The organism is Halorussus salinisoli (assembly GCA_005239435.1).
Taxonomy (GTDB): Archaea; Halobacteriota; Halobacteria; order Halobacteriales; family Haladaptataceae; genus Halorussus; species Halorussus salinisoli.
Window position 1 is genome coordinate 431,583 of the sequence record SZNP01000005.1, and the last position, 17,859, is coordinate 449,441.

The 17,859-nt window shown below is 64.5% G+C and carries 14 protein-coding genes; 7 read left to right on the forward strand and 7 right to left on the reverse strand.

What is annotated here, in order from left to right; all coding sequences use genetic code 11:
• Positions 1-86 precede the first annotated feature (86 nt).
• Both E2484_RS16725 and tuf read right to left on the reverse strand, forming a co-directional pair.
• Positions 87-1,625, reverse strand: coding sequence for a TrkH family potassium uptake protein (locus E2484_RS16725; protein WP_137286318.1), 1,539 nt, complete (start codon positions 1,623-1,625; stop codon positions 87-89).
• A 519-nt stretch (positions 1,626-2,144) separates the two neighbouring features.
• The gene (gene tuf / locus E2484_RS16735) at positions 2,145-3,410 is read right to left on the reverse strand and encodes a translation elongation factor EF-1 subunit alpha (protein ID WP_137286320.1); all 1,266 of its coding nucleotides are present in this window, start codon (positions 3,408-3,410) and stop codon (positions 2,145-2,147) included.
• Positions 3,411-3,591: 181 nt separating this feature from the next.
• Here tuf and E2484_RS16740 point away from each other — a divergent pair, with 181 nt between their 5' ends.
• From E2484_RS16740 to E2484_RS16760, 5 genes are all read left to right on the forward strand, one after another.
• Entirely contained in the window at positions 3,592-5,478 is a 1,887-nt protein-coding gene (locus tag E2484_RS16740) for an ABC transporter substrate-binding protein (RefSeq protein WP_137286321.1), read from the forward strand.
• 13 nt (positions 5,479-5,491) lie between these two features.
• A complete protein-coding gene (locus E2484_RS16745; protein WP_137286322.1) occupies positions 5,492-6,460 on the forward strand; it encodes an ABC transporter permease in 969 nt (322 codons plus the stop codon).
• A gap of 31 nt (positions 6,461-6,491) precedes the next feature.
• Positions 6,492-7,670: an ABC transporter permease gene (locus E2484_RS16750; protein WP_137286323.1), complete on the forward strand. Its 1,179-nt coding sequence runs from the start codon at positions 6,492-6,494 to the stop codon at positions 7,668-7,670.
• Between the two features lie 107 nt (positions 7,671-7,777).
• Entirely contained in the window at positions 7,778-8,842 is a 1,065-nt protein-coding gene (locus tag E2484_RS16755) for an ABC transporter ATP-binding protein (protein ID WP_321112690.1), read from the forward strand.
• Entirely contained in the window at positions 8,835-10,166 is a 1,332-nt protein-coding gene (locus E2484_RS16760) for an ABC transporter ATP-binding protein (protein WP_137286325.1), read from the forward strand. Before E2484_RS16755 ends, E2484_RS16760 begins: the two co-directional genes overlap by 8 nt.
• A 71-nt stretch (positions 10,167-10,237) precedes the next feature.
• On the opposite strand, the gene E2484_RS16765 is transcribed toward E2484_RS16760, so the two are convergent.
• Positions 10,238-11,443: an MFS transporter gene (locus E2484_RS16765; protein ID WP_137286326.1), complete on the reverse strand. Its 1,206-nt coding sequence runs from the start codon at positions 11,441-11,443 to the stop codon at positions 10,238-10,240.
• Positions 11,444-11,627: 184 nt separating this feature from the next.
• Between E2484_RS16765 and E2484_RS16770 the strand changes: the two genes are divergently transcribed.
• Complete coding sequence (locus E2484_RS16770; protein ID WP_137286327.1) at positions 11,628-12,698, forward strand: hypothetical protein; 1,071 nt, start codon at positions 11,628-11,630, stop codon at positions 12,696-12,698.
• A gap of 14 nt (positions 12,699-12,712) precedes the next feature.
• Here E2484_RS16770 and E2484_RS16775 read toward each other — a convergent pair whose 3' ends face one another.
• Both E2484_RS16775 and E2484_RS16780 read right to left on the reverse strand, forming a co-directional pair.
• A complete protein-coding gene (locus tag E2484_RS16775; RefSeq protein WP_170977392.1) occupies positions 12,713-13,639 on the reverse strand; it encodes an alpha/beta hydrolase in 927 nt (308 codons plus the stop codon).
• Between the two features lie 82 nt (positions 13,640-13,721).
• Entirely contained in the window at positions 13,722-14,681 is a 960-nt protein-coding gene (locus E2484_RS16780) for an aldo/keto reductase (RefSeq protein WP_137286329.1), read from the reverse strand.
• A gap of 235 nt (positions 14,682-14,916) precedes the next feature.
• On the opposite strand from E2484_RS16780, the gene E2484_RS16785 reads away from it, so the two are divergent.
• Complete coding sequence (locus E2484_RS16785; RefSeq protein ID WP_137286330.1) at positions 14,917-15,756, forward strand: creatininase family protein; 840 nt, start codon at positions 14,917-14,919, stop codon at positions 15,754-15,756.
• Here E2484_RS16785 and E2484_RS16790 read toward each other — a convergent pair whose 3' ends face one another.
• The gene (locus E2484_RS16790; RefSeq protein ID WP_137286331.1) at positions 15,757-16,134 is read right to left on the reverse strand and encodes a Rid family detoxifying hydrolase; all 378 of its coding nucleotides are present in this window, start codon (positions 16,132-16,134) and stop codon (positions 15,757-15,759) included.
• An 11-nt stretch (positions 16,135-16,145) separates the two neighbouring features.
• Entirely contained in the window at positions 16,146-17,642 is a 1,497-nt protein-coding gene (locus tag E2484_RS16795) for an aldehyde dehydrogenase family protein (RefSeq protein ID WP_321112687.1), read from the reverse strand.
• Positions 17,643-17,859 lie beyond the last annotated feature (217 nt).

Sequence of the window (17,859 nt, forward strand, 5' to 3'; positions counted from 1 at the left end):
TACGACGCTGCGAAGGACCGACGAAGAAAGCCCGCGAAGTACATTCTGCAACAGAGCAAGTAACTGACTGGAAGACGCTCCCGATGTTACGAGTACCCGTCGAACGTTTCGAACAAACTCCGAATCAGAACGAGTACGGGGATAATCTCCAATCGGCCGATCCACATGTTGAACAAAAACATGACCTTCGCTGGCGTTGGCATCTCGGGCCCGGTGATGCCTGCGGAGAGGCCAACGTTCCCTTGAGCACTCGTCACCTCGAAAATAACGTTCTCCAACGTGAACTGGTTCGGCCCACTCGGAACGACGAGGAGTAGGACGACAGTTCCGACCGACAGGAACACGACCCACAGAAACGAGATGATGGCTGCTTCCTCGATCTCTCGAGACGCTTCCTCGTCGGAGAGTTTCCGTCCATCCAATTCGAACCGGCGAATCACCGTGTCCGGGTAGAATACACCCTGAATACGATACAGCGTTCCCTTGAAAAACGTCGCGACGCGGATGAGTTTGATGCCACCGACGGTCGAACCTGCCGCCGCACCGATCGACATAGCGAACGCGATGGCTAACTGCGCTTCTGCGGGCCACGCCGGCCCGAGGCGTCCAGCAGTCTGGAACCCGGTACACGATAGCGCGGAGACGAACTGAAAGAGACCGTAGCGAAACGCCTCGAACTCCGAGTCGTACACGCCGGTGATTACGAGTAGCGAAGTCAGTACTCCACTGCCGAGGGCGAGAAAGACGAAGAACCACCGGGTCTGGAGGTCGGTGTAGAAGTTCCGGAGTTCGCCTTGGAGGACGAGGTAGTGCACGGGAAACGCGATACCCCCGAGAATCATGACGGGAACGAGCGTGAAGTCGATGACGACGCTGTCGTACGCACCGATACTCCCATCAGTGACGCTGAAACCCCCAGTCGAGAGGCCGGTCATGCCGTGATTGATGGCGTGCCAGATCGGCATACCGGCCAACCACAAGAGCGTAATCGAGAGGAACGTGAACAAGAGGAAAATCCACCAGATAGTGTGGACGGTCGAAACGATACTTGGATGGATTTTCTCTTCGCGCGCTTCGCTCTCATAGAGGGTGAGCGACCCGCTGCCGGGCCGGGCGAGGATGGCCGTCGTGAGGACGATGACGCCGACACCGCCGACCCACTCGCTGAACGACCGCCACCACTGGAGTGTGTGCGGAAGGACGCTCTCGTCGTCGGTCATGGTGAGACCCGTGCCGGTAAAGCCGCTCATGCTCTCGAAGAGGGCATTGAGGGGATTCGTGAAGGCGTCGAGCGTTGGCGTCAGTTCGGGTGTGGCTAAAACGGCTGGATTGCTCCGAACGGTCAATGCGATCAGGTAGAACGGAAGACTCCCGAAAACCGCAACCAGAAACCATCCGCTGGCCGCGATAATCATTCCATGTAACTTTCCGATCTCCACCTCTTCCGATACGATACGAGTGAGGGCACTCCCGACGACGAGCGTGATTCCACCGGAGATGAGCAAGCCCGGAACGGCGTAATACTCCCCCCAGACAACGGATACGAAGATGGAGACGAACATCAGACCCGAAAGAGCCTGAAGTATCCTGCCTACGTCGCGGGATAGCGCCTCGAACTCGACCATACAGAAACTATCCTGTGTGGAGGTGTTTATACTCTGTAGCCGATAGGGTTCGATCGATGGGGGAGTGCAGTGATGGTTGACCGCACTCGAAGAAGGGGTCCTCGTTCGTACGCTACTTTTGTCGTGTTACTCGAATCGGGGGTTAGTGAACGCACTTGTACAGCACGTACGTGACGAATGCGACGAGATACGTCGCAGCGAGCCCCATCGTAACCGAGGTTCGGCCTACTAAAACAAAAACCGCAATAACGAGTGGGCCAACGAGCAACAGAGTATCGAATATTCGGTCATCAGGCCCCCAGTCGCGTATTTGATGGACGAATGGAATTTCCGGGATGCTCATCGACGAGTGATATCGGTGCTTGCTATGGGGACCACTAATACTTGTCCAATCTCTTTGCTACTCGTTATCCCGAATAACGAGGATTGGAATTTCTGGCTTTTCGGCGATTAATTCGTACGTCTTTCCGAAGACTCGCTCGAAACCGGGTTCTCTTGGCCGAGGCGGTCCCCGGCGTCTCAGCGTTCGTTGACTTCTAGCACGCGACCGGCCGCGATGGTCTGGCCCATGTCCCGAATCGCGAAGCTTCCGAGTTCGGGAATCTCCGACGAGGACTCGATGCTGAGTGGCTTCTGCGGTCTGACCGTAATCACGGCGGCGTCGCCCGACTGGATGAAGTCCGGGTTCTCCTCCTCGACTTCCCCCGACGAGGGGTCTATCTTCTGGTCGATGGACTCCAGCGTGCAGGCGACCTGCGCGGTGTGGGCGTGGAAGACCGGCGTGTAACCCGCCGTAATCACGCTCGGGTGTTGCATCACGACGATTTGAGCCTTGAAGGTCTCGGCTACGCTCGGGGGGTCGTCCGCGGGTCCGCACACGTCGCCGCGGTGGATGTCGTCTTTCCCCACGCCGCGGACGTTGAACCCCACGTTGTCACCGGGCTCGGCCTTGGGAACCTCCTCGTGGTGCATCTCGATGGTCTTGACCTCGCCGCCGACGTCGCTGGGTTGGAACGACACGCTGTCGCCCGTGTTCAGGATGCCGGTCTCGACGCGTCCGACCGGGACCGTCCCGATGCCCGAAATCGTGTACACGTCTTGAATCGGAAGCCTGAGCGGCGCGTCGGTCGGTGGCTCCGGTTCTTCGAGGTCGTTGAGCGACTCGAGAATCAGTCGGCCGTCGTACCACTCCATGTTGTCGCTTCGCTCGACCACGTTGTCGCCCTCCAGCGCCGAAATCGGGATGAACTCGGCGTCCTGCGTGTCGAACTGCACCTGATCCAGCAGATCCTTGACCTCGGCGACGACCTCCTTGTAGCGGGTCTCGTCGTACTCTACTGCGTCCATCTTGTTGACGGCGACGATGAGTTCGTTGATGCCGAGCGTCCGGGCGAGGAAGACGTGTTCCTGGGTCTGGGGTGCGACACCGTCGTCCGCGCCGACGACGAGGACGGCGTTGTCGGCTTGACTCGCCCCCGTAATCATGTTCTTCACGAAGTCGCGGTGGCCGGGCGTGTCCACGATGGTGAAGTAGTACTCGTCGGTCTGGAACTCCTGATGGGCGATGTCGATAGTCACGCCGCGCTCGCGCTCCTCGGCGAGATTGTCCATCACGTAGGCGAACTCGAACCCTCCTTTCCCCTTCTCTTCGGCCTCCGCTTTGTGCTGTTCGATAACGTGTTCCGGGACGCTCCCCGTCTCGAAGAGGAGTCGCCCGACTAGCGTCGATTTCCCGTGGTCTACGTGGCCGATGATGGCCAAGTTCTGGTGTGGTTTGTCTGCCATGGTTTTCCCCCGTCCGACTGTAGTAGTCGTTTTCCAGAGGCAAAATACCTTCCGACGAAGCACCGAACGCGAACTTCACGCACTGACGCCGGGAAACAACGCCGAAACGGATTTGAATTCAACCGGCGTGAGAAGGGGTAAACCCAAGTGTATATTTAATCATAGTCCATTATATACTTCCATGTCATTCGGCAACGAGGAACAAAGTGATACGCCGAGCGCACTTCTGTTCCCGAACCGCCGTGGACTGTTGAAGGTGTTGGGTGTGGGTGCGGCAGGGGCCGCAGGTGTGGGAACCGGGAGCGTGGGGGCACAGCAAACGACTACTGAAGGCGGACAGGAGACGACCGCTCAGGGCGAGCGAGAGGTACGAGGTGATTACGTCGTTGGCGATGCGACAGACGCCGAGACGCTGAACTTCATCCAGATCGCGGACGTGCCATCGGCCAACCGAGTCGCGTTGACGCTGGACAGTTCGTACGCGCTGACGCCGCCACCGAACTCGGAGGTCTTCCCGCTCTGGTGTGACATCTCCACGAAGGACAGTCAGACCTACACGGTCGAGATTCGGGACGGTCTCCAGTGGGGCGGCGACTACGGTCAGATGACCGCCGACGACTGGGTGTACATGATAACCGAGGTCTTTCAGGCCGAGGACAACTGGGCGGGCTACGCGAACCAGAGCGACTGGATACGCAACGACGAGTTCATCCCGGTCGAACAGACCGGCGAACTCACCTTCGAAATCCGACTCCCGGAAGTAGACCCGGCCTTCCCGTTGAAACCCGTCATGTGGGGCGAGTTCTGCATGCCGAGAGGACTGCTCGAACAGTACGTCCCGGACAAGGACTTGGAGGGACTCCAGCAGGACGAGGACGTCCAGACCCTGGCCTACTCCGGTAACCTCGGACCGTACAACTTCGAGCGCTGGAACCGCGAGGCCGAGTTCGTCGCCACCCGCAACGACGACTACTACATGCAGAACGTCGAGGACATTCCCGAGGGGTACGACGCCGAGGCGTGGCAGGGCGCGCCGTACTTCGAGAGCTGGACGTATCAGGTCATTCCGGAGGAGAGTACGCGCCTCTCGGCGCTCCAGACAGGTGAACTCACCCAGACCTCGATTCCGGAGAACAAGGTCTCGCAGTTCGAGGACAATCAGGACATCAACGTCAACGTCGCGCCGCAACCGTTCAACTCGCTGCTCATCTACAACCAGCGTGCGAACGGGTGGGAACCCTTCCGGAAGAGGGAGGTCCGCTTCGCCCTCTCGTTCGCGGTGAACAAGCAGGCGGTCGTGGAGAACATTCTGCGCGGGTTCGGGAACGTCGCGCACACCTTCCAGCCCGAGTTCTCCCGGTGGTACGACGACTCCGAAGTGGTCGAAACCGGCGTGGGCGATGCCTACAGCCCGGAAGAGGCCCGGAGCCGCCTCGAAGAAGCCCTCGGGGGAACTCAGTACACCTACGACGGTGACACCGTGGTCGGTCCCGGCGGCGACCAACTCACCCTGAAACTCGTCTGGCCGGTCGGGACCCAGACGACCCGGACGACAGTGGAGTTCATCCAGCAGGAGTACGGCAACATCGGGATCAACGTCGAACTCGAAGGCGTGCAGTTCAACACCCTGTTGGAGAAGTACGCCCAGAACTCCTTCCAGGGCGAGGGAGAACCCGAGTACAACGCCGGGCCGTTCAACGCCGGACCGCGCGACGAGGCCGTCAGCGAGGAGTCGTGGGACATGCAGTACGGCATCATCTTCAACACGTTTCCGCGGACGCCGAGTTCCACGCGGTCGTTCTGGACCCGGACCTCCTCGACCAACTACTTCGGCTACGTGCCCGAGGCCGACATGGCGAGCCTCTACGACCGGGCGTCGAGCGCGACCGACGAATCGGAGCGCCAGCAATTGTACGCCCGAATCTTCGGCATTCTGAGCGAGGAACAGCCGTGTAACTTCATGAACATGGGCGTCGATATCGACGGCTTCCAGGACGAGGTCGTCGGACCTCAGGAGGTCTTCGACTTCGGGTGGAACTCCAACACGTGGTACTTCCAGCAGGAGTGATGCTCGGGTGAGCATGCGCTGGTACGTCGCCCGGCGACTCGCGTGGGCGTTCGTGGCGACGTTCGTCATCCTCACCATCACGTTCCTGCTGTTGGAAATCACGCCCGACGCGCAGGCCGCACAACTCCAGTTCCAGGCGGCCCAGGGCGGCGGCGATGCGGAGGCGGCCAGAGAAGCGTACGAGACGCGGCGAGGTCTCGACGCCCCGCTCTGGGAGCGATACTCCAACTACATGGTCAACGTCTTCACCCTCGAATGGGGGTGGTCGGACACTCGCTCCCAACCCGTAATCGAGGCGATACTCGACGCGTACCCCTACTCGCTGATGTACGGCGTCCCGGCGGTCCTCGTCTCGACGGTCGTCGGCATCGCCATCGGTCTCTACTCGGCGACCCACCAATACACGCTTGCCGACTACGCCGGCACCTTCGTCGCCTTCTTCGGCATCTCCATCCCGAACTTCTGGTTCGGCATCATCCTGCTTCTGGTGTTCGCCGTCCAGTTGGGATGGGTACCCGTCCTGTTCGACCCGAACGTAGCGACGTTCTCGGTCCAGAACGCCAAACAACTGATTCTGCCCGTGTTCGTGCTGACGACCGCGGCGATAGCCAGCGAGATGCGCTACGCTCGGGCCGAGTCGCTGGAGTACGTCAACGCCGAGTTCGTCAAGACCGCGAAGGCCAAGGGCGCGGACGGTCGGCGCATCCTGACGCGCCACATCCTTCGGCCCGCGCTCGTCCCGCTCTCGACCATCCTCGTCGGCGACCTGCTGGGTCTCATCCTCACGACGTCCTACCTCGTGGAGGTCGTCTTCGGCATCCCCGGACTCGGTCGACTGAGCCTCGACGCCATCCTGAATCAGGACACGGCGCTCGTCCTCGGCACGACCTTCATCCCGGTGTTCATCGCGGTCATCGGCAACCTGCTACAGGACATCGCGTACACGGTCCTCGACCCGCGAATCGACTTCGGTGATAGATGATGCACTGGAACGACTCGGAGGGGGAACCCTGATGGCGACCGACTCCGGCGAACCGACGCCCGAACGATTCGAGGACGTAGACTGGGACGAACTCGGCGGGTTCGCCGTGCCGCGACGAACTATCGCGTTCCTCGTCTCGCTCGCGGGTTACGCCGTCCTACTCGCCTACGACTACTTCGTCGTGGCCGACGGCCAACCGACGATTCCGGTGGTGGGGTGGAACGTCTCGGCTGTCGATTGGCTCTTCCTGCTGACCCTGCTCGCGTTCGTCTTCTACGGGGTCGTCCCGCTGGTCGTCGACCGTCGGTTGACCGTCCACTACTGGCGGCAGTTCCGGAAGAACCGGGCGGCAGTCGTGAGCCTCGTCTATCTGGTGGTCATCTTCGTGGTCGGCACCGTGGGGACCGCGCTCGTCGAACCGCCGCAACTCGACACGCTCTCGGCGTATCAACCGCCGGTCTTCGCCAGCGTGGACTCGTCGGTGCCGGTGAGTTGCGCCGGCGAGACGGTGGGCGGGCAGTGCCAGGGGTCGTGGGAGCATCCCCTCGGGACGACCGGACAGGGCAAGGACATCCTGAAGATGGTCGTCTTCGGGATGGAGGTGAGCATGCAGGTCGGTCTCATCGCCACGTTCATCACCATCGTGCTCGCTACCGCGGTCGGGACCACGGCGGCCTACCTCGGCGGGTACGTGGACGAGATCCTGATGCGGTACGTGGACATCCAGTTGACGTTCCCGACGTTCTTCCTCTACCTCCTGCTGGTCTACCTGTTCGGCGGGAGCCTCTTCCTGCTCATCGTCATCTTCGGCGTGACCGGGTGGGGTGGTATCGCCCGACTCGTCAGGAGCGAGGCGCTCCAGCGGAGCGAAGAGGAGTTCGTCCGGGCCGCGAAGGGCGCGGGAGCCTCGACGCCCTACGTCATCTGGCGGCACCTCGTACCGAACGTCTCGAACACCGTCATCACGGCCGCGACGCTCACGATTCCGGGCCTCATCCTCGCGGAGGCCGCGCTCTCGTTCCTGGGCCTGGGCGACCCGACGGTCCCCTCGTGGGGTCGCGTCATCGCCGACGGCCGGGGGGACCTCTCGTCGGCGTGGTGGATATCCACGATTCCGGGCTTCTTCCTCTTCTTCACGATTCTGGCGTTCAACTTCCTCGGCGACGCGCTCCGGGACGCACTCGACCCGAGGCAGGAGGGCGAATCGTGAGCGACCGCGACGCGCCCGACCGCGACTCGCCCGCGGACGACGGCCCCGACCGCGACAGGCACGGCCGGGACGCTCCCGACCGCGAACCCCTCCTCTCGGTCCGGGACCTGAACGTCAGCTTCCGGACCGAGGAGGGCGAGGTCCGGGCGGTCGACGGGGTCTCCTTCGAGGTGTACCCCGGCGAGACGGTCTGTCTGGTCGGCGAGTCGGGGTCGGGAAAGACCGTGACCGGCGAGGCCATCACTCGACTCGTCAAATCCCCGCCCGGCGAAATCGACGGCGAGGTCGTCTTCGACGGCCGGAACCTCGCGGACCTCTCGGAGGCGAAACTCCGCGAGATTCGCGGCGGTCGCATCGCCCACGTCTTCCAGAACCCCCAGAACGCGCTCAACCCGGTGTACACCGTCGGCTGGCAGATCGCCGAGGCGGTCAAACTCCACAGCGACGCCTCGAAGACCGAGGCCCGCCAGCGAGCCATCGACCTGCTCGACAGGGTGGGAATCCCGGAGGCCGCGACCCGGTTCGGCGACTACCCCCACGAGTTCTCGGGCGGCCAGAAACAGCGCGTGGTGGTCGCGCAGGCGCTCGCGGCGAACCCCGACCTGCTGGTCGCCGACGAACCCACCACCGCGCTCGACGTGACGATTCAGGCCCAGATTCTCCGCCTACTGGCCGAGTTGCGCGAGGAGTTCGGCATGGCGGTCCTGCTCATTACCCACGACCTGAGCGTGGTCGCCGAGGTGGCCGACCGCGTGGTCGTCGTCTACGCCGGGAAGGTGATGGAGACCGCCGACGTGTACGACCTGTTCGAGAACCCGGCCCACCCTTACACCCGCGCCCTCCTCGACTGCCTGCCCGGTCGCGGGTCGGGCGCTCGCGGCATCCCCGGCCGCCTGCCGGACCCGACCGACCCGCCGGACGGCTGTCGGTTCCACCCGCGATGCCCCTACGCGCTCCCCGAGTGCGGGGAAGGCGCGCAACCGCCGCTCTACGAGTTCGGCGACGACCACCGCGTCTCCTGCGTCTACTACGACGGGAGCCACGACCCCTCGGTCGTCACCGAGGGCGGGACACCCGACCGGGATTCGCATCCGGAGCGAGACCGCGGTCTCGCCGACGGCGGACCGGAGGACGGTCTCGCGGACGAGAAGTGGGAGGCCGACGATGCCTGAGGACGACCCCCTGGTCTCGGTCCGGAACCTCGTCAAGCACTTCCCGATAACCGAGGGCGTCCTCAGACGCGAAGTCGGGCGGGTCCGGGCCGTGGACGGCATCTCGTTCGATGTCTACCCCGGCGAGACGGTCGGTCTCGTCGGCGAGTCGGGATGCGGAAAGTCCACCGCGGCGCTGGCGATGCTCCGACTCGAAGAGCCGACTTCGGGTGAGGTCAGGTTCGGTGACGAGGACGTGACGGACCTCGATTCGGACGAACTCAAGCGATTCCGCAGGCGCGCCCAGATGATATTTCAGGACCCCACGTCGAGTTTCGACCCGCGGATGACCGTCGGCGAGTCGGTCGCCGAACCGCTGGTCGTCCACGGGATGGCCGATAAACGCCGCAGACGGCGTATCGTCGAGAACCTGCTGGAGCGCGTCGGACTCTCGGCGTCGGACTACGACCGCTACCCCCACGAGTTCTCGGGCGGCCAGAAACAGCGAATCGCCATCGCGCGGGCGCTCGTGGTCAATCCCGACCTCATCGTCGCCGACGAACCCGTCTCCGCGCTGGACGTGTCGGTGCAGGCCGAAATCCTCTCGCTGTTGAACGACGTGCAAGCGGAGTTCGGTCTCTCGATGTTGTTCATCAGCCACGACATGGGGGTCGTCCGGGAGGTCTGCGACCGCGTGGCGGTGATGTACCTCGGCGAAATCGTGGAACTCGCGCCGACCGAGACCCTCTTCGAGAGTCCACAGCACCCCTACACCCGCGCGCTGCTCGCGTCGATGCCCTCGCCCGACCCCCGCCAGCGCGGGCAGGGCATCGAACTCTCTGGCGACGTGCCGTCGCCGTCGAACCCGCCCGTGGGCTGTCGGTTCCACACGCGCTGTCCGGAGATCATCCAACCGGAGGGCTACGAGTTCGACCAGGCCAACTGGCGGGCGGTGATGGACCTGCGCGTCCGCCTCGAACGCGGCCAGTTCGACCTCGACGGTCTCCGGGAGTTCGCGGTCGCGGAGACCGACGCCGAGACGACCGAGGAAGTCACCGCCGACCAACTCCGGTGGGCGCTCCGTGCGGAGTTCGACCTCCCCGACCGACTCGCCGACCCGAGCGCCGACCGGGTGCTACGCGAGGCCGTCGAGTCGCTCGTGACCGACGCCGACGCGGAGTCCGCCCGCGCGCTGTTGGCCGACGAGTTCGAGACGGTCTGCGAGAGCGACCATCCGGACCTCCGGGAGACCGAGGCCGGACATCCGGCGGCGTGTCATCTGCACGAGGAGACCGTGGCGGGCGAACCCGCGCCCCCGGGGTCGATAGAGGACTTGGGACAGTAGAATCTGTCTTTTAGATATATTTTGTTGTCCTTAGGGACGGTATTCATTTCTAATGAAATCGAATACGAATCTCACCGATTGTCGGGCGCGTACCACGCCAGCACGACGCCCGCGACCGCGACCACGCCCGCGAGCAGGAACGCCGGGCGATAGCCCGCCCGGTCGATTATCGCGCCGCCAGCGATCGGCGCGGCGAACGCCCCGAACAGGCCGACGCTGGTCAGCATCGAGATGGCCGTGGTCCGGACCGCCGAAGCGACGACTTCGGCGACGTAGGTGTATAGCAGGCCGATGGTGAGTTGGACCGCGAACCCGGAGACGACGAGGAGCGCGACCGCCGCACCGACCCGCGAGACGACGACGAACCCGACGACCGCGGGCACGGCCACGACGAACGCCAGCAGGACGACCGGGCGGCGCTTCCCGCCGAACAGTCGGTCCGAGATGACTCCGCCGCTGGTCCGCGAGACGACGCCGACCGCGGGGAACAGTGCGGTCAGGAGACCGCTCAGCGCGAGCGAGACCCCGAGTCGGTCGGTCAGATAGCTCGGGAGCCAACTGTTGAGGAAAAGATACAGCGAGAACGCCAGAAAGCAGAGACCGTAGAGCGTCCACGCCGCCCGGTTGGCGAACAGGTCCCGTACCTCCCTGCGGTCGGGTGCGCCGGTCTCGACCGCGAGACTCCGGCCCCGGGTCGAGAGCAGGAAGACTCCGACGCCGACCACCGCGATGGCCGCGAAGGTGGGGAGCGTGGCGGGCCACCCGAACGGGTCGGCCAGTAGCGGACTGCCGAACTGCCCCAGCGCGAATCCGACGGGCGCACTCGCGGTGAACACGCCGACCGCGGTCGCTCGAACGTCGGGCTCGACCGCCTGTCCGACCAGATTCGCGCCCGCGTTCCAGACCACGACGTAGGAGAACCCGCCCAAGATGCGCGAGGCGAACAGCCACCAGTAGGCCCCCGCGACCGCGGCGAACCAGCCCCACGCTCCGGCGACGAGGAGCGCGACCGCGGCCACCGCGACGGCCCGGCGGACTCGCACACGGTCGAGCACGACGCCGACGGGGACGCTGGCGACGACGGCGGTGAGGTACATCACGCTCACGAGCCATCCGGCCGCGGTCGGCCCCACGCCGAGCGACTCTCTGACGAGCGGCAGGACGCTCGCCGGAGCGATTTCGTAGGCCCCCGCCGCGGCCGAGAGCGCGAACAGTCCGGCGACGAGACCGATGGTGTGGCGGCGAGACGAATCGGTAGGCGACGAATCGTCGGTCACGGGAGTTCGTTTTCGGGGAGGCTATAAAATTCCGGCCTTGCCGGAAATCTCGGCGGACGAACGGCGCACGCGACTCCGAAACGTATCGGAAACCGAACGAAAACCCAATTCAGCCAACACTTTCCCCGGGGTCGAGCGAACGTGATTCCATGGAGACACTCCCCGTCAGCGCGAGCGTGATTCGATGACCGTCTGGCAGACCGCCGACCCGGAAGCCAGACTGACCGACGCGGCCGCCCCGCCGCGGGAGACCACGCCCGCCGACGCGCAGGCGGCGGTGAACTTCGTCGTCTTCGAAGCCGAGTGGCTCCCCGAAGACTGTCGCGTCGAGACGGTCACTCGCCGCCCCGAACGACCGCCCGGTCGCCCGACCGACGTGTCGGCCGAGGACATCGACCAGACGCCACACAGCGACGGCAACCCCTGTAGCGTCCGGACGGTCGTCGCGGGCGAGGGCCGCCGACTCCGACTCAAGCAGTTCCTCTACGACTGGGCACCGTCGGCCGCGAGCATCGCCCCGCTGTGGCGCACCCCGGAGCCGACCCCGTTCGAGTGCGGTGACGCCGTAGGGTGGCTCGGCACCGACTACAAAGACCAGCGCGGCGCGTGCGTCCAGCGCGACCGGACCCAAATCGAACTCTCGGTCTCGGAGGGCGAGTTCACGGACGACGAACTGACCCGCCTCCTCGACGGACTGACGCCCGCGGACCCCGAGGGAGCGCGCCGCGTCCGACAGGTCCCGTTCCATCGGCTCGACTACTGGGCGCGCTACAAGTGTCGCCCGCCGGTCGTCCCCCACGGACTGTGGGACTACGCCCCCGAGCATCCCTACGAGGACAGCCTCGCGCTCTCGCCGGTCGCGCTCCGGACCGACCCGCCGGTTCCGGCGCTCGTCCCGTCCGGCGAGCAGTTCGGCTTCGACTCCGCGCTCGCGTTCTCGGAGGCCGACGCGACGGAACTGATCTTCCGAAACCGGGAGAACGGGAGCGACCACCTCTGGATGCTGGCGACCGACGAGGAGAGTCCACTCGCGCCGTCGCTTCCGCCGGAATCGTCCGACCAGTCGGGCGAGGTGCGGGAGTCCACCGACCTCCGCGGAACGACCGTCCACTACGCTGCGTTGACCGAGGAGCAGGGCGCGTGGGAGGCCATCTGGGCCGAGGACGGCGTTCGCTACGCGGTCTGGGCAGGTGCGTCGCAGTACCTGGACGGCGAGGAGTTCCGCGAAGTGGTGGACTCGCTGGAAGCGTCCTGACTGTGGCGTGGCCGCTACGCGAAGCCCTCCCTGTTCCGCAAACCGCGCTCGAGGTAGTCGAGTACGGTCTGCCACGCGTCGGCGGCGGCGCGGGCGTTCCCGGCGTTGGTTCCGCCGAGTTCGTGTTCTGCCTCCGGGTCGTCCCCACCGTCGAATCGGTAGGGGACTCGAATCGCGTGCCCGGCGTCGGGAGACGCGAGATGTCGAAACGGCCACGGATGGCCGTGGGCCGCGAGACGTTCGACGACTACCTCGGAGAGGTCGGACGCGGGCCACACCGTGTCTTGATCGCCGCTCACTACCAGTACCGGCCCGTCGGTTCGCTCCACCGGAATCGCCGCGCGTTCGAGTTCTTCCGGGGTCGCGCGCTCGACCGCCAGTGCAGCGGCGTCGACGTCGGTCGTCACCACGTCGTCGTACCCCGCCATGTCCACGTCGGCGACGCCCTCCACGGGGAGATAGGGAACGGGCTCGCCGTCGCGGAGCCACGCCGGTCCCTCCTCCTCGATGCCCGCCATCCACGTCGGTGCAGGGAAGGCGTAACCACTCGAGACGTATCCGACGACGGCACCGACCTGCTGGCAGTGACTCCCGACGAGCAACGCGGCCTCGCCGCCCCGAGAGAACCCGACGACTCCGACTCTGTCCGAGGCGACGTTCGATCGTTCGGTCAGCCACTCGATTGCGCGCTCGAAGTACGAGAGCGAGACCCGTTCGAGCGAGTCCGGGGTCCCCGGCGCGCCGAAGTACTCGACGCAGAACGCGGTGTAGCCGTGTTGGGCCAGGAGTCGGGCGTAGTCCTCTTCGTATCCGCCGGCACCGCCGGAGCCGTGGAGGACGAGAACGCCGTGGTGGGGGTCCGGACCGAACCCCTCGAACAGTCGGCCCGTCACTCCGTCGTGATCCACGTCTCGGCCGGTCACGAATGCGTCTCGGTTCACGTTCGACTCTCCGAAGCAGGCCGTGATAAGAAACCGGTTTTCGTCCCGTTGGAGGTCGAGGCGTCGAGACAGTGGCGGAGTGCTATCGGTAGGCTTCCTCGACGCGCTCGAACTGCTCGTCGGACAGCGAAACCTCGCTCGCGCCCAGATTCTCCTCCAGTTGGTCGGTCGTCCGCGCTCCGACGATCGGGATGCACTGGAACTCTCGCTGGTCTGCCAGCCACCGGAGCGACACCTGCGCCGGGGTCGCGTCTACTTCGTCGGCGACTCCCCGAATCGCGTCCAGCACGTCCCACTGGCGGTCGTCGAACCGGTTCTTCCAGTCGTAGAGGTCGCCGCGCGACCCCTCCGGTCCGTCGCCCTCGCGCTCGTACTTGCCCGTCAGGAAGCCACCTTCGAGGGGTGAGTAGGGGCAGACGGCGAGGTCCTGGTCGGCGCAGAGGTCGAGGTAGTCCTCCACGGGGTCGCGGTAGGCCGCGTTGAATCGAGGTTGCGTGACTTCGAAGCGTTCGAGACCCTCCACATCGCTCGTCCAGAGCGCCTTGGTCAGTTTCCACGCCGCCATCGAACTCGCGGCGAGGTAGTTGACCTTCCCCTCGCGCACGAGGTCGTTCAGCGTCCGGAGCGTCTCCTCGATGGGCGTCTCGTCGTCCCAGCGGTGGATATAGTACACGTCGAGGTAGTCGGTTCCGAGGCGTTCGAGCGTGCCCTCTATCTGGTTCCGGATGTGCTTGCGCGAGAGGCCCCTGTCGTTCGGGCCGTCGGCGAACCCGAAGTAGACCTTCGAGGCCAGCACGAACTCCTCGCGGTCGTAGTCGGCCAACCAGTCGCCGATCCACTCCTCGGCGGTGCCGTTGGGGTCGCCGTAGACGTTCGCGGTGTCGATGAAGTTCACGCCGCGTTCGTAGGCGGTGTCGAGCAGGTCGTGGGCGGTCGAGCGGTTGGTCTCGACGGTACCGTCGGTCTCCTTGGCGAATCGCCACGTTCCGAAGCAGATTTCGGATACCTTCGTGCCGGTCGAACCGAGTCTCACGTACTCCATGTGCGAAGAATCTCCGTTTTCGCCCTTAGTTCTGTGCGTCGCGGAAAGCGATAGGTGGGGGGCGGAAAGGGATGGGTGAGGTCGAGTGACGGCGTAGCTTCGCTAGGACAGCGAGCGGGACGCCACGACCAGAGACACAAATATAATACCAAAACCATTATAAATACGTCTTTAGAAACGGTATAGTTATCTACGAAACGCGAACTGTTTTGCCGGTCGTCACCGTATTTCGCCCATGTTCGCTACCGGTCTCGACTCGGTGGTCTCGTGGGCGGGCAAACCATATCCCGAGATTCGTACCGTCGGGGACCGCGACGGTTCCATCGTGGTCGTCCCGGTGGGAAGCGTCGAACAGCACGGCCATCACCTGCCGGTCGCCACCGATTCCATTCTCGCGGAAGCGGTCGGCACGGAGGGCGCGTCGCGGGCCGCCGCGGACGACGTTCCGGTACTCGTCACGCCCCCGGTCTGGACGGGGTACTCGCCTCACCACCTCCCCTTCGGCGGAACGATTACCGTCGAACACGGGACGCTGGTGACCCTTCTGGAAGAGGTTGCCGACGCGGTGCTGGAGAACGACTTTGATGCCGTCCTCCTGCTCAACGGTCACGGTGGCAATGCCTCGCTGATCGAGAGCGCGACCAGTACAATCGGGGTCGGCCATCCCGACACGGAGGTTCTTGGCCTGACCTATTTCGACCTCGCAGAGACGTTCATCGACGACGTTCGGGAGAGCGACCCCGGTGGTATGGCCCACGGCGGCGAGTTCGAGACGTCACTCCTGTTGGACCTTCACCCCGAACTCGTGCGCGAAGGCCGCATCGAGGGATCGCTCTCCGATGAGACCTACCAGCGCGCGGCAGTCGACCTGTTCGGAACTGGCCCCCTGTCGGTGTACCGGTCGTTCGACGAGTACTCCGAATCCGGCGCTATCGGCGCACCCGAACTCGCCAGTGCCGAGAAGGGCGCGGAGATATTCGACCGACTCGCCGACGAAGTCGCCGACCTGCTACGCTCTATTCACCACGAGAACGAGGAGGAGAGTGAGACGGTCTGCGATACGCACGACGAGTAGCTACCTGCGGGTGGCAACGGCCTCGATTTCGACCCGAACGTCGACCGGCAGGTCGGCGACCTCCACCGCACTCCGGGCAGGATACGGTTCGGACATGTACTCGCCGTACGTCTCGTTGACCGCCTCGTAATCGTCCATATCGATCAGGAACACCGTCGTCTTCACTACGTCCGAGAGCGAGGCATCTGCGGCGTCCAGTACTGCCGCGACGTTCTCCAGTGTCCGGGTGGTCTGCTCGCTCGCGTCGTCGCCGACTACGTCGCCGCTCTTGGGGTCCAGCGGTCCCTGTCCGGAGACGTAGACGCGGTCACCGTCCACGATGCCCTGCGAGTACGGTCCGATGGCGGCTGGCGCGTCCTCGGTGGTGACTTCTTGCATCGTTCTGCGGGTCACGCGGTGTCTAGCGGTGACCGGGCATTGCCGTGGTCGATGGCGATGGTCTTCAGTTGGGAGAGTTCCGCAATGGAGTATTTCCCACCGATGCGGCCGTGGCCGCTCCGCTTGCCGGTGTAGCCGCCGAACGGGGTGTGTATCTCCCAGTAGGCGCTGCTGTCGTTGACGTTGACGATGCCGGTCTCGATGCGGTCGGCGAAGTACTCGGCGAGTTCGAGGTTGCTCGTGAAGACGCTCGACGTGAGACCGAGGTCGATCTCGTTGGCGATCTCGACTGCTTCCTCGTAGCTCTCGAATCCGATGATGGGCGCGATGGGGCCGAACGACTCCTCCCAGTTGACGGTCATGTCGGTCGTTACGCCAGAGAGGACGGTCGGCTCGTAGTAGCGGTCCGTGGGCTGGTCGTCCGCGCGGCCACCACCGACGAGCACGTCGGCGCCCTTATCGCGCGCGTCGGCGACGTGCCGGTCCATCTTCTCGGCCACGCCCTCGTTATTCAGCGGCCCGAGGTCGGTGCCCGGGTCGGTCGGGTCGCCAAGTTGCATCTCGCGGGCGCGTTCGACCATCCGTTCGGTGAACTCCTCGCGCACGTCCTCGTGGACGAGGACACGTTCGCTGGCCGAGCATATCTGCCCGGCGTTGCTGAAACAGCCGAACGCCGTACACCCGACCGCGGCGTCGAGGTCGGCGTCGTCCAGCACGATGACGGGGCCGTTGCCGCCGAGTTCGAGCAGCGTCGGTTTCGTCCCGGCCTTGCTGGCTATCTCCTCGCCGGTTTCGGGACTGCCGGTGAAGCCGATGGCGTCCGTGCCGTCGTTGACGACTACCTCGTCGCCGACCACCGGTCCGTCTCCGGTGACGAGGTTGAGCGCGCCGTCCGGGAGACTCACGTCGGCCTCGGCGAACGTCTCCAGTAGTTTCACTGCCACGACCGAGGTGGTCGGTGCGGGAACCCAGACCACTGCGTTGCCGACCGCCACCCCCGGGGCGAGGTACTCGGCCGGTATGTTGAGTGGGTAGTTCCACGGCGTGATGACGCCCAGCACTCCGTGGGGCTTGCGAATCGTGTAGATGTGTTTGTCCGGGTCTTCCGACGGGATGACCTCGGTTTCGGCCCGTTTCACGTCCTCGGCGGCGTTCCGGAACTCCTTGGCGCAGAGTTCGACTTCGGTGCGGGCCTCCGAGAGTGGTTTGCCCTGGTCCTTCGTCAGCCACTCCGCGAGGGACTCGTGGTTCGCCTCCACGGCGTCGGCGAGTTCGTGGCACAACTCGGCTCGCTCGAAGTCGGTCATCGCTTCTAGCTCGGGCTGGACCTCGCGGGCGGCCGCGATGGCTCGCCGGGCGTCTTCTCGGGTTCCCTTCGGCACCTCACCGAGCGACTCGCCGGTCGCCGGGTTCGTCGCCGTGGTCGTCTCGCCGCTTTCGCTGGCGGTCGGTTCTCCCCCGACGTACATGGTGAACGTCTCCGTCGTCGATTTCTCCCCCTTAGACATGGTAGAGGGTAACACATTCTGGGGCATAAGACCTCGGGGGAACGGGCATCTGAACGAGAATAGAAGTACAAAGAAATTCCTAGGGAACAAAATTGTTCTCTAAACGTGTCTGGGGATTGCTCTAATTGCGTCTACCTCCTGTCTTCCCCGCTTCCCGCCGGCCTCGCGTCCTACTCCCCCGGCTCGCGTCCGGCAGGGCGAGCAGAAGGCTGGCTGT